The sequence below is a fragment of the Brevundimonas sp. genome, assembly GCF_016742135.1.
In the GTDB taxonomy this organism is placed as follows: Bacteria; Pseudomonadota; Alphaproteobacteria; order Caulobacterales; family Caulobacteraceae; genus Brevundimonas.
Genome location: NZ_JACVCG010000001.1, coordinates 53,399 through 64,703 on the forward strand (window position 1 = coordinate 53,399; position 11,305 = coordinate 64,703).

13 protein-coding genes and 1 pseudogene are annotated in these 11,305 nt (G+C 68.9%); 13 read left to right on the plus strand and 1 reads right to left on the minus strand.

Annotated elements, in window-relative coordinates; all coding sequences use genetic code 11:
* The first annotated feature begins 4 nt into the window (after positions 1-4).
* From IBJ06_RS00315 to IBJ06_RS00355, 9 genes and pseudogenes are all read left to right on the plus strand, one after another.
* Positions 5-1,093 carry a hypothetical protein gene (locus IBJ06_RS00315; RefSeq protein ID WP_292156524.1) on the plus strand — a complete coding sequence of 363 codons (1,089 nt, stop codon included), beginning with the start codon at positions 5-7 and terminating at the stop codon, positions 1,091-1,093.
* Positions 1,094-1,131: 38 nt separating this feature from the next.
* Positions 1,132-1,488 (plus strand): multidrug efflux SMR transporter, encoded by a 357-nt coding sequence (locus IBJ06_RS00320; protein ID WP_292156525.1) that lies wholly within the window; start codon positions 1,132-1,134, stop codon positions 1,486-1,488.
* Positions 1,488-2,279, plus strand: coding sequence for a bifunctional hydroxymethylpyrimidine kinase/phosphomethylpyrimidine kinase (gene thiD / locus IBJ06_RS00325; protein ID WP_292156526.1), 792 nt, complete (start codon positions 1,488-1,490; stop codon positions 2,277-2,279). Before IBJ06_RS00320 ends, thiD begins: the two co-directional genes overlap by 1 nt.
* Positions 2,276-2,851 (plus strand): nucleotidyltransferase family protein, encoded by a 576-nt coding sequence (locus tag IBJ06_RS00330; protein WP_292156527.1) that lies wholly within the window; start codon positions 2,276-2,278, stop codon positions 2,849-2,851. Before thiD ends, IBJ06_RS00330 begins: the two co-directional genes overlap by 4 nt.
* Positions 2,848-3,660: pseudogene (locus IBJ06_RS00335) on the plus strand (PhzF family phenazine biosynthesis protein); the annotation flags it as partial. The gene IBJ06_RS00330 and the pseudogene IBJ06_RS00335, both read left to right, overlap by 4 nt.
* Positions 3,661-3,718: 58 nt before the next feature.
* Entirely contained in the window at positions 3,719-4,249 is a 531-nt protein-coding gene (locus IBJ06_RS00340) for an STM3941 family protein (RefSeq protein ID WP_292156528.1), read from the plus strand.
* Between the two features lie 94 nt (positions 4,250-4,343).
* Positions 4,344-4,697, plus strand: coding sequence for a hypothetical protein (locus IBJ06_RS00345; RefSeq protein WP_292156529.1), 354 nt, complete (start codon positions 4,344-4,346; stop codon positions 4,695-4,697).
* A complete protein-coding gene (locus IBJ06_RS00350) occupies positions 4,694-4,987 on the plus strand; it encodes a hypothetical protein (protein ID WP_292156530.1) in 294 nt (97 codons plus the stop codon). The genes IBJ06_RS00345 and IBJ06_RS00350 overlap by 4 nt, the downstream gene beginning before the upstream one ends.
* Positions 4,988-5,201: 214 nt before the next feature.
* Positions 5,202-6,572, plus strand: a complete 1,371-nt coding sequence (locus IBJ06_RS00355) for a PAS domain-containing protein (protein ID WP_292156531.1) — start codon at positions 5,202-5,204, stop codon at positions 6,570-6,572.
* Positions 6,573-6,725: 153 nt separating this feature from the next.
* On the opposite strand, the gene IBJ06_RS00360 is transcribed toward IBJ06_RS00355, so the two are convergent.
* Positions 6,726-7,130, minus strand: a complete 405-nt coding sequence (locus IBJ06_RS00360; RefSeq protein ID WP_292156532.1) for a hypothetical protein — start codon at positions 7,128-7,130, stop codon at positions 6,726-6,728.
* A gap of 262 nt (positions 7,131-7,392) precedes the next feature.
* On the opposite strand from IBJ06_RS00360, the gene IBJ06_RS00365 reads away from it, so the two are divergent.
* The 4 genes from IBJ06_RS00365 to IBJ06_RS00380 all read left to right on the plus strand — a co-directional run bounded on the left by IBJ06_RS00365 (position 7,393) and on the right by IBJ06_RS00380 (position 11,295).
* On the plus strand, positions 7,393-7,758 hold the full coding sequence (locus tag IBJ06_RS00365; protein WP_292156533.1) for a hypothetical protein: 366 nt from the start codon (positions 7,393-7,395) through the stop codon (positions 7,756-7,758).
* Between the two features lie 9 nt (positions 7,759-7,767).
* Positions 7,768-8,448, plus strand: a complete 681-nt coding sequence (locus tag IBJ06_RS00370; protein ID WP_292156534.1) for a response regulator transcription factor — start codon at positions 7,768-7,770, stop codon at positions 8,446-8,448.
* A gap of 83 nt (positions 8,449-8,531) precedes the next feature.
* Positions 8,532-9,845 carry a sensor histidine kinase gene (locus IBJ06_RS00375; protein WP_292157253.1) on the plus strand — a complete coding sequence of 438 codons (1,314 nt, stop codon included), beginning with the start codon at positions 8,532-8,534 and terminating at the stop codon, positions 9,843-9,845.
* A gap of 85 nt (positions 9,846-9,930) precedes the next feature.
* Complete coding sequence (locus IBJ06_RS00380) at positions 9,931-11,295, plus strand: hypothetical protein (protein WP_292156535.1); 1,365 nt, start codon at positions 9,931-9,933, stop codon at positions 11,293-11,295.
* Positions 11,296-11,305: the final 10 nt, after the last annotated feature.

The following is an 11,305-nucleotide window of genomic DNA, read 5'->3' on the forward strand; positions in this document are numbered from 1 at the left end:
GGCGATGGACCTGATCGAACGTTATCTGAAGGCCGTGGGGGCGCAACTCCCCGCCGCGGGCCGCGACGACATTCTGGCGGAGCTGCGTGACCTCTTGATGAGCCGGGTCGAGGAGCGCGAGGCCGAACTGGGCCGGCCGCTGACCGAGGCCGAGGTCGAGGCCGTGCTGCGCGAGGTGGGGCATCCGCTGACGGTGGCCGCCCGCTATGGCGCCGGGCCGCAGCATGTGGTGGGGCCCGAGCTCTACCCCTGGTGGCTGTTCGGGGTGAAGACGGCGCTGACGGTGCTGGTGCTGATCACGGTGGTGGGGGCGGTGGCGCGCATCCTGTTCGGCGGGGCCGAGGTGGGGCAGGCCATCGGCCAGGCCCTTGCCGGCCTGTTCTCGAGCGGGCTGACGGTGGTCGGGCTGGCGACGCTGGCGGGCTTCATCATCGAGCGACAAAAGGACAAGCCGGCCTTCCTGACCGAATGGCGGGCGAAGGATCTGGGCATGTTCGAGGTGGGCGTGTTCAGCCGCAGCTGGTGGGATTCGCTGGGCGGCAAGGTCGATGACACCCTGGCGGATACCGACCGGGCGCTGGCTGCCTCCACGCCGAAGATGTCGCCGACGGCGGGCGCGCTGGGCAGTGCCACGGCCTGGGGCATCTTCCTCTTGTGGTGGTCGGGTCTGCTGGGGCTGGGCTTCCGGCCCGAGGATCTGGGCGGTGAGCTGGTGCGCGGCGGGGTCGACTATGGTCTGCTGTTCGCGGACACGGTGGCGCTGCTGTACTGGCCGGTGGTGGCGTTGGCGGCGGCCCAGGGGGTGTTCCACCTGATCCGGGCGATGACGGGGTCGCCCGTGCGGCTGACGGCGTTCGGCGATGTGGTGTTCAGGGGGGCGTCCCTGACCCTGCTCGGATGGATCTGGATGTATTCGCCGTTCGCGTCGCTGCTCCGGGTGGACACGATCGGTGCCTTCATCGACCGCACCGAGACCCTGTTCCGCACGGGTGACGACCTGAGCACCATCCTGATGCTGATCGTCGCGGGGGCCTTCGTGGGCGAGGTGTTTGCCCTCATCGGCGCGCTGAAGAAGCTGCTGGTCGGCAAGTAGGGCTTGCCCCCGGGCTCCCGCGTCGCCATTCACGAGGAATGACCGAGGCGCTGAGACTGCTTTCCCAGATGAACCCGTGGCTGGCGCTGGCGATTGCCGGACTGCTGGAGGTGGGCTGGGCCTCGGGCTTCAAATATGTGGGCCCGCAGCGGCCGTTCCTCAGCCTTCTGGTCGGGATCGCCATGCTGGCCAGCTTCGGCTTCCTTTGGCTGGCGACGCAGAAGCTGCCGATCGGCACGGCTTACGGCGTCTGGACCGGCATCGGCGCGGTGGGTGCGGCGACTGTCGGCATCCTGGCGTACGGTGAGCCGGCGACGGCGCTGCGGCTGGTGTGCATTGTGCTGATCGTTTCGGGGATTGTGGGCCTGAAGGTGTTTTCCGGGGCCACCATCTGATGCGCGGCAGAGTCTTGATCATCGCGGGTTCGGATTCGGGCGGCGGTGCGGGCATTCAGGCCGACATCAAGGCGGTGACGATGCTGGGGGGCTTTGCCGCGACGGCGGTGACGGCCATCACCGTGCAGAACACCCTGGGGGTTCATAGGGTGCACCCCCTGCCGGTCAGCCTGATCCGCGAACAGGCCCGGGCCGTGCTGGATGACATCGGTGCCGATGTGATCAAGACCGGCATGCTGGGTAGTGTCGAGGTGGTGGAGGCGGTGGCTGACATCCTCGACGGCGCGAGCGTGCCCGCCGTGGTCGATCCGGTCATGGTGGCCAAGGGCGGGGCGAGCCTGCTGGCCGATGCGGCGATCGACGCTGTGCGCACCCGGATGGTGCCGCGCGCGGCCCTGCTGACCCCCAATGCGCCCGAGGCCGAGGCCCTGACCGGCATCGCGGTCACCGATATGGACGGCCAGCGCCGGGCGGGCGAGGCCCTGTTGGCCATGGGCGCGGGCGCGGTGCTGATGAAGGGCGGCCATGTGCCGGGCGAGCGGGTCCTGGACCTGCTGCTGACCGGCCGGGGCGAGACGGTGCTGGAGGGCGAGCGGGTCGAGACGCGCCACACCCACGGCACGGGCTGTACCCTGGCCAGCGCCTGCGCGGCGGGGCTGGCCAAGGGTGAACCCATGGAGGCAGCGGTCGCCAATGCCTGGGCCTATGTGGCCGAGGCGATCCGCCGGGCGCCCGGGCTGGGGCAGGGGCACGGGCCGCTGGACCACGGCTGGCCGGTGCGGGATCGATGACCGATCTCAAGGCCCGGCTGGAGGCCATCGTCCGGGCCGATCCGGATCTGATGACGGTGCTGGAGGGGGTGCGGGCCGAGGGGTTGAACGACTGGCTGATCTTTTCCGGCGCGGTCTATCAGAGCGTCTGGAACCACCTGACGGGGCGACCGACGGGGCACGGCGTCAAGGATTTCGACGTCGGCTATTTCGATGACGACTATAGCTGGAACGCCGAGGATGCGGTGATCCGCCGGGTCGCCGCCCGCTTTGACGAGCCGCTGAAAAGCCGCGTCGAGGTGAGGAACCAGCGCCGCGTCTCGGAATGGTTTCCGCAGAAGTTCGGCCAGCCCTGGCCGCCGGTGGCCGAGACCGCCGAGGCACTGGAGCGGTTCGTCGCCCCGGCCTTTGCCGTCGGTGTGCGGCTGGAGGCTGACGACCGGTTGACGGTGGCCGCCCCCTTTGGCCTCGACGACATGTTCGCCATGGTGCTGCGCCCCAACCCGACGCGACCGATCGCCGCCGACTGGGACCGGGTGGTCGATAAGCTTGTGGCCCGCTGGCCGGAACTGAAGGTGGAGAAGGGCGGATGAGACAGTGGACGGTGGATGCCTTTGCCGCGCGCCCCTTCATGGGCAACGGTGCCTGTGTGGTCGAGCCGCAGCTGGACTGGCCCGACGACGGCTGGATGCAGGCGCTGGCGCGCGAGAACAATCTGTCGGAGACGGCCTTCCTGACGCGCAGCGACCGGCCCGACCGGTTCGGCCTGCGCTGGTTCACCCCGGGGCGCGAGGTCGACCTGTGCGGCCACGCGACGCTGGCCTCCGCCCATGTGCTGCTGGCCGAGCTGGCGCTGGATGTCGAGGCGGTGACGTTCGACACCCGATCCGGCCCGCTGATCGTGAGGCGGGGGCAGGGGAAAGACGCCTATGAGATGGACTTTCCCGCCGATCCGCCGCGCCGCGCGGGACCGGTCGCGGGTCTGGCCGAGGCGCTGGGGGCCGAGCCGGTCGAGGTCTGGGCTGCCCGCTATCTGGTGGTGGTGCTGAAGGATGCGGAAACCGTCCGGAACCTGACGCCCGACATCGCGGCGTTGAACGCGCTGGTCACTCCGGCCGAAGAACCCGGCGAGGTGATCGTCTGCGCCCCTGCCGATGACGGCGACCCGTATGATGTCGTCGACCGCTTCTTCGCCCCCGGCGTCGGCATCGACGAAGACCCGGCCACCGGCTCGGCCCATTGCATCCTGGCCCCCCTCTGGACCGACCGCCTGGGCCGCGCGAGGGTCGACTTCTTCCAGGCCTTCCCGACACGGGGCGGGGACATCACCACCGAGATGCGCGGCGATCGCGTGATCCTGACGGGGCAGGCAGTGACGACGGTCGAGAGCAGGCTGAGGGTGTATAGGGGGGGCTGTCCGGCAGATCGCGGGCGCGTAGGGCTGATGAGCCGATCAGATCATGGTGTTTACGATGAATGACTTTGTCGCCTATCCCTCCCGAGGACGCATTGTGGCGATGATGCTTGGATGCGCCGTTTTCGTGGGTCTCGGTGCGTGGTTTGCTGGTTTGGTCGATGCGTTGCCGGCACCTGATCGCTACAGCGCGGCGTGGACGGCCACGGTCGGCTGGGCGTGCATGGTGCTCTTTGGCCTGTTCTGGGCGCTTTGGGTCCTGTCGCTGTTCGACTCACGGGAACGCGTTCGGATTGGCCCGAACGGGGTGCGCACGGCCCAGTGGTCAAATGACACTATCCCATGGTCCGAGATCGCGCAGGTGAGCGTCTGGTCGAGCTATGGACAGGATATGATCATTCTTCACCTGCGTGACAGGTCCCGCTATCCGCCAAGAGGTCTGGCGTCCCTGATTGCGGGGATGAACCGGGGGCTGTCTGGCGGCGACGTCTGGATTTCCCTCACAGCGACAAACCGGTCCTTCGAGGAGGCGATGGAGGCTATAAGAGTCTTTCGTCCCGCGTCCGACAGCGCTTGAGTGTGCGCCAGATTTCCCTTCGCACCAGCTTCGCCACGCTGCAGGCTGGCGAAATCCGCAGCATGATGCGCTGCGCCGCGTCGTGGGAGAGATGATGGACAGGACAAAGGGATTCTCCCTGCTGCTGGCAGGCCTCGCGATTGCGGCGTCCGGATGCGCGCGCCCGCCGTTGGACGTCGCGACCAGTGCCGAGGCCGCCTGCACCGTGGCGACGGCACGGGTGACGGCGGCGCGGGGCCTGCCGCTCGGGCATGTTGCGTCGTGCGACCCGGTCCGGGCGGAAGACAGCCCGCCCGGCTACCATGTTCTGGGCCTCCGCGCGGTCCGTAATCAGGACCTGTGCGGCAGCGCCCTGATGGGCTGGTTCGCGGTCGAGAAGGCCACGGGTGCGGTGTTCGAGTGGGACGTGGTCGAGTGGCGGCCGGGGCCGGAGGTGGATGGGCCATGACGGAGCACAAGGGTTGGTGGGGCTGGTTGGCGGCCTGTTTCCTCGTCGGTGTCGTTTCCTCCGTCGTCGGGGCTATTTGGCTGCTGGCGGTGGATGGTCTATTGCTGCCGGAAAGGGTGACGCTGGGCAGTTCGCTTGGCGTGGCCTTCGGGCTGCCGGTGCTGTTTGCCATGATGTGGCCGGGGCGGTCGGGGACTCGTCTGGAGGGAGGCGCATTCGGCGGGGTCGGCAGTGGCCTCGGGCTGTTCGCGCTCGCCATGCTCGTGGAGATGATGCACCAGGCCGGATGAGGGATGACAACGGTCGTGCGATTCAAGACCCCCTCCACCACTCCGCGGTCCCCCTCCCCATCGGGGATGGGGAGGAGACGACGTTTGTCCGCCTACCACCCCCCTGAACCCTTTTTCGGCGAGCGGCGTTTGACCTCGGCGTGTAACCTGCCCGTATGGGGGGCGCGATGCCGAGGGGCGATGACATGATGATCACAGATGTGGGTGTCGCCGTTTGACCGGGGCCGGGTCCGATAGTGCCAGCCTCGCGCTGCTGGCCGAGGAGTCGCCGGCCATGCTGTGGCGCGGGGACACGACCGGACGGTGTGTGTTCCTGAACCGGGCTATGCGGGAGTTCTGGGGGCTTGAGCCGGAGGATTGCGGCCGGTTCGACTGGTCCTCCAGCCTGCTGGAAGAGGATCAGGCCGCCGTCTTTGGGCCCTTCAGCACGGGCATGGCCGAACAACGCGCCTTTATCTGCGAGGGACGCTATCGCCGGGCGGATGGCGAGGTGCGGGTGCTGCAGACGCGGGCCCGGCCCTATCACGACGCCGAGGGCCGGTTCGCCGGCATGGTCGGTGTGAATGAGGACATCACCGAATTGCGCGCGGCGGATCAGGAACTGTCGGCGCGGAATCAGGAGCTGCGGGACAGTCTGGCGCGGCTGCGGTCGACGGCGGACCGGTTCGCCCTGGCCACCAGCATCTCGGGCCTGGCCATGTCCGAGCACGACGAGACCCTGAAATATGTCTGGGCGCACAATGTGCCGGACGCCTGCCTCGGCAAGACACCGGCCGAATTCATCGGCGCGGACGTCGGTGCGCCGCTGGAGGCCATCCTGCGCCGGACGCTTGAGAGCGGCGAGACCCAGAGCGAGGAAATCTCCTTCATGATGGGCGATCAAAGGATTTGGTGCGATATCCAGGCCTCGCCCTCGACCCTGCCGGACGGGCGCAGGGGCGTGGTCGCCAGTGCGCTGGATGTGACCACCCGCAAGCTGAACGAGACCAAGCTGGAGGTGCTGGCCCGGGAACTGGCGCACCGGGTGAAGAATGTCTTTGCCGTCGTTCAGGCCATCGTGCGCCAGTCGGCCGGCGCGACCGGGGTGCCGGAGGGGTTTGTGGAGGCGGTGGATGCGCGGCTGGTGGCCCTGTCGGCGGCCCAGGACGCCCTCCTGACCATGTCGGACGACCGGTTCTCGCTGGGCGATCTGCTGACGCGGCAGTTGTCGCACCTCGAGCGGGTGGAACTGGAGGGCCCCGAGGTGCTGCTGCCCGGAAAGGTTGCCCCCTATCTGTCGCTGGCCGTGCATGAACTGGGGACCAACGCCCTGAAATACGGAAGCCTGGGCGTGCCGGAGGGCCGGGTCTCGGTCCGCTGGGCCCTGTCCGGCCCGGACCAGGTGCGCCTGTCCTGGACAGAGAGCGGAGGGCCGGTGGTCACCGCCTGCCCGAGCGGAGCCAGGGCGCGGGGCGGAGGCTTCGGCTCCCGGTTGCTGACGCGGGTGTTCGAGGGCGCGACCGGCGGAGAGGTCGACCTGAGGTTTGATCCCGGGGGCCTGCACTGGACTGCGACCATCCCGACAGGCGTCGAGCTGCGTCTGTGATCAAAAAGAAAGGGGGCGCGACCGTTGCCGATCGCGCGCCCAATTCCTGAAAAAGAAGGGGCGCGATCCTTGCGGATCGCGCCCCGGGGGCAGGCCCCTTGCGAGGGGAGGGTGGGGCCTGCGAGGCGGGCCTATGGGGCGCCGCCTTGTGGCTTAGCGGTAGCCGCGGCCCCGGCGGTCGCGGAGCTCGTAGCGGATGCGGGCTTCCAGGGCATCGAAACGACGGTCGAGGTCCTGGCGTTCCCAGCGGGTCAGGCCGTTGCGGCTGTACTGGGCCTCAAGCCGCACCAGTTGCTGGGCGTCCCGGCGCAGGGCCTGGGCGTCGCGCTGGCTGATGCGACGGCTGCGGACACCCTGGTCGAGGTGCCGGTCGAGGACGCGCACGCGCTGGTGCATCGGGGTCCAGCGATCATACCGGTCGTAGGCGGGCGCATAGGCCGGGCCATAGGCGGGGGCACGGGTGGTGCCGACGCTGATGCTGAAGCTCTGGGCGGCGGCCGGCAGGGCGACCGAGGTGGCGGCCAGGGCAATGGCGGGGATGAGCAGCTTCTTGATCATGGTCGTATCCTTTCAACGGTCGTCGTCCGGGGAGGCGACGTTGACTGCAGAAAACCACGCGGCGGCTGAGCCCAAACTGAACAGGCCGTTTCAGGTCCGGTTCATCCGCATGAATTCGTCTCCATGGACCTCGCCCAACCTGTCCCCCTCGCGCGCGAGGGGAAAGGCGGGCGTTGTGCGCGAGGCGGCTGTCGCGACGGTGAAATATGTCTAGACTGGTTGTTCAGCCTCCGTTCAGAGCCCCGGGCGCAGAACCCCTTTCATGACCCGCACCCTGAAACATCATCTGTCGACCTGTGCCGCCACCGGCCTCGTGCTGGGGGTGATGGTGCTGGCCGCGCCCGTTCTCGCCGCGTCCGCCGACACCGGCCTGGCGTCTGACATCCATGCCGCTTCGGACCAGGACCCCCGTGGCCGGCAGGATACGCGCGGTCGTGACCGGCGGGACGATCCGCGCGAGCAGCAATCGCGCCGCGTCAGCGAGGCCGAGGCCCAGCGCATTGCCCAGTCGCGGGCAGGCGGCGCGCGCTATGTCGGCTATATGGGTATGCGCGGCGGTCAGCATGTGTTCCGGTTCGAACAGCGCGACGGCCGGGTGATCGATATCGGCGTCGACGCCGAAAGATAAGGGGCTTTCATGCGTGTTCTGCTTGTCGAGGATGACGCCGACCTGTCGCGCCAGCTGAAGGCGGCGCTGGGCGATGCCGGCTATGCGGTTGACCATGCGCCCGACGGCGAGGAGGCGCATTTTCTGGGCGACACCGAGCCCTATGATGTGATCGTGCTGGACCTGGGTCTGCCCAAGGTCGACGGCGTGTCGGTGCTGGAGCGCTGGCGCCGCGAGGGCCGGACCACGCCGGTGCTGATCCTGACGGCGCGCGGGGCCTGGTCCGACAAGGTGGCCGGGTTCGACGCGGGCGCCGATGATTATCTGACCAAGCCCTTCCATACCGAAGAACTGCTGGCGCGCCTGAGGGCCCTGCTGCGGCGGTCGGCGGGCATTGCGTCTGCGACCCTGTCGTGCGGGGGGCTGCGGCTCGACCCGCGCGCGGCGCGGGCCAATGTGAACGGCGAGCCGCTGCGCCTGACCAGTCTGGAATACCGCCTGCTGCACTATCTGATGATGCATCAGGGACGGGTGATCAGCCGCACCGAGCTGGTCGAGCATCTGTACGATCAGGACTTTGACCGCGACTCCAACACCATTGAGGTGTTCGTCGGCCGGCTGAGGAAGAAGATCGGCGCCGACCGGATCGAGACCGTGCGGGGATTGGGCTATCGGCTGACGGCCCTGCCGGGCGAGTCCGAGGCCGCGTGAACTGGCGGGGCTGGGCCGGACAGGCGTTCGGGCGCCCCGGTCGATCGCTGACCCGGCGTTTGATCTGGCTGGCCTCGGCCTGGATGGCGGTGGCGCTGGTGCTGACCGGCTGGGTGCTGACCAGCCAGTATCAGGAATCGGCGCTCCGCCGCATGGGCTATGTGCTGGCGGAAACCATCGATGAGGTGGTGCTGGCCACCACCGTGGTCGCGGGCCGGGTCTCGGTGGACGAGATCCAGGACTCGCGCACGCTGCGCCCCCTGTCGGGCAAATACTGGGTGGTGGCCGAGTTCGACGGACGGGGCGGGATGCGCATTCTGGAGCGGTCACCGTCGCTGGCCGGAGAGGATCTGATGATCCCGGCGGACATGCCCGAGCGTCTCGAGCGCGGGCGGACGCTCAGCTATACGGCCATGGGGCCGCTGGACCGTCCCCTGCGGATCGCCGCCAGCGTCAAGGTGCTGCCGGGGCGGGACCAGCCGCTGGTCTTCATGGCCGGCATGGATCGGTCGGACATCGACGCTGACACCCGGACCTTTGCCACCTTCACCTGGATCGCCCTGTTGATCCTGGGCCTTGGCGTCGGAGCGGCGGTGTTCATGCAGGTGCGGATCGGCCTGCGCCCCCTGTTCCTGCTGAGGAATGAGATCGCCGACGTCAGAAAGGGCCGCTCGGGCCGGATCGAGCGCACCTATCCGCTGGAGATCCAGCCGCTGGCCGAACAGGTCAACCGCCTGCTGGACCATAATCAGGAGGTGGTGGAGCGCCAGCGCACCCACGTCGGCAATCTGGCCCATGCGCTGAAGACGCCGTTGTCGGTGATGCTGGCCGAGGCCGAGGGCAAGGATGACCCGCTGGCCGAGGTGGTCACCCGCCAGAGCCGCGTGATGAAGGATCAGGTGGATCACCACCTGCGCCGCGCGCGCGCCGCCGCCCGGGCGCAGGGGCTGGGTGAGCGCACCCCGGTGGCCGAGGTGCTCGATGAGATGGCGGTCATGCTGGAGCGGGTGTTTGCGTCGAAGGCGGTCGAGATCGACTGGCGCGCGCCGGACGACCTGATGTTCCGGGGCGAGCGGCAGGACCTGCAGGAGATCCTGGGAAATCTGATCGAGAACGCCTGTAAATGGTCGAAACGTCGGGTGCGGGTCAGCGCCGGGCCGACCGGTCTGGGCCAGATGGTGGTGGTGGTCGAGGATGACGGACCGGGCCTCGCCGACGACCAGCTTGACGCGGCCCTGAAGCGCGGCACCCGCATGGATGAGGATGCCCCGGGGTCGGGCCTGGGCCTGTCGATCGTCGACGACCTGACCCGCGCCTACAACGGCCGGGTGGCGCTGTCGCGCAGCGAGATGGGTGGACTGAAGGCGGTTCTGGACCTGCCGGCCGCCGAGGGATGAGGGCCTGTAACCCTGTAACGCGGTGGACGGAATATTAACCCTGACGCCCGAGGCTGGCGGCGACGTGTCTTCACGTGGAGCCTCCATGGCCGGTCTGACGGTCGCACACCGCGCCGCCCTGGCGCATCTGATCACGCTCTGCCCGCCGGAACTGCTGGATGGTCTGCGGCGGGCCGTCGGCGGCTGGCCGGGCGACAAGGCCCGGGAGCTGGGCGGCATGCTGAACGCAGCCGATGGGGAGCGCCGCCGTCGCGATCGGGCGCTGGGACCGCTGGTGCCGATGTTCCGCGAACGGATGGACGGGGTCGAGGCGCTGACGTTTCCGGCGCAGGTCCTGCCCCGGCTGTGGGCTGTGGCCCGCGAGAGCGAGCTTGATCTTCTGACGCGACTGGACAGGGACGGGCCCGAGACGGCTATTGTCGGAGACCGGCTGTGCCTTGCTGCGGCCGCTGCGGTCCGCGACCGCCCCGAGGCCGTCTGGCCCCCCAATCTTGCCGCGGAGACCCGGGAGGCGGGGCTGGAGGCGCTGGCACGCTGTCTCGACCTGACCCATCTGGCGCGCAAGGCGCTGAGGCATCTGGAGACCTGGCTGGGCCGTCCGGACGGTGACAGTCTGGCGGAACTGCGGCTGCTGATCCGGGATGCGGCCGGGATTCATGAGGACGGCGCGCCCCGTCTGATCGACATCCTGTTCGCCCACCTCAGGGACGCGGCCCTGGTTCTGAGGCTGGTGACCCAGACGAGCGGATCGGCGGTCCGGGATGAGTTTCTCAGCGGATCGGAAATGGGCGTGTTCGTCGAGCGGTTGATCGATGGGGTCGAGGTGCGGGCGGCGCGGGTGGCCGCCTTTCGCCCCGGGCCGGATGCGGGTCCCGAGGCCGAGGCGGCGCTGGAGGATATCCGCTGGTGTACGGCAACGCTCGGCGAGCTGGACGTTACCCTGGAGATGCAGCCGGGCAGCGCCTGGGGCAAGGACGTCCGCGAGGCCCGGCTGAAGGTGACCCGACGGCTGACCGAGACGATCCGGAGCGCCCCGAAGGTCGTCGAGGCGGCCCTGCCCATGACCCGTACGACGCTGGCCGGACGCATGACCCGCAAGGTGCCGGACCTCAACAGCGATCCGGCCTCGGCCGCGCTGGCGACGGCGGGGGTGCAGCTACGCATGCTGGGGGCCCTGCGGCCCGCGGCGTCGGTGTTCGGCTGTGAGTCGGACCGCAGGCAGCAGGCCGATCGTCTTATCGAGATGCTGAGCCGTTATGCGGACGAAGGCTTTGATCTGATCCACGGGGGCGAGGTCGAGGACCTGGACCGGGCGCTGGCGCTGATGGAGGCGGTCGCGCGACTGCTGGTCCATCTGGAGGCGCACGAGGCCGCCCGCACGGTGCGACGCCGCGCCGCTGCGACGATTCACGGCACCGGCATGCGCGGGGCCTCGCCCGAGGCCGCCTGATCGGCTAAAC

What these genes read in the sequence shown, in the direction of transcription:
- IBJ06_RS00315 (WP_292156524.1), top strand. Translation starts at nt 5, where the DNA reads ATGGACCTGATCGAACGTTATCTGAAGGCCGTGGGGGCGCAACTCCCC.
- IBJ06_RS00320 (WP_292156525.1), top strand. Translation starts at nt 1,132, where the DNA reads ATGACCGAGGCGCTGAGACTGCTTTCCCAGATGAACCCGTGGCTGGCG.
- thiD (WP_292156526.1), top strand. Translation starts at nt 1,488, where the DNA reads ATGCGCGGCAGAGTCTTGATCATCGCGGGTTCGGATTCGGGCGGCGGT.
- IBJ06_RS00330 (WP_292156527.1), top strand. Translation starts at nt 2,276, where the DNA reads ATGACCGATCTCAAGGCCCGGCTGGAGGCCATCGTCCGGGCCGATCCG.
- IBJ06_RS00340 (WP_292156528.1), top strand. Translation starts at nt 3,719, where the DNA reads ATGGTGTTTACGATGAATGACTTTGTCGCCTATCCCTCCCGAGGACGC.
- IBJ06_RS00345 (WP_292156529.1), top strand. Translation starts at nt 4,344, where the DNA reads ATGGACAGGACAAAGGGATTCTCCCTGCTGCTGGCAGGCCTCGCGATT.
- IBJ06_RS00350 (WP_292156530.1), top strand. Translation starts at nt 4,694, where the DNA reads ATGACGGAGCACAAGGGTTGGTGGGGCTGGTTGGCGGCCTGTTTCCTC.
- IBJ06_RS00360 (WP_292156532.1), bottom strand. Translation starts at nt 7,130, where the DNA reads ATGATCAAGAAGCTGCTCATCCCCGCCATTGCCCTGGCCGCCACCTCG.
- IBJ06_RS00365 (WP_292156533.1), top strand. Translation starts at nt 7,393, where the DNA reads ATGACCCGCACCCTGAAACATCATCTGTCGACCTGTGCCGCCACCGGC.
- IBJ06_RS00370 (WP_292156534.1), top strand. Translation starts at nt 7,768, where the DNA reads ATGCGTGTTCTGCTTGTCGAGGATGACGCCGACCTGTCGCGCCAGCTG.
- IBJ06_RS00375 (WP_292157253.1), top strand. Translation starts at nt 8,532, where the DNA reads ATGGCGGTGGCGCTGGTGCTGACCGGCTGGGTGCTGACCAGCCAGTAT.
- IBJ06_RS00380 (WP_292156535.1), top strand. Translation starts at nt 9,931, where the DNA reads ATGGCCGGTCTGACGGTCGCACACCGCGCCGCCCTGGCGCATCTGATC.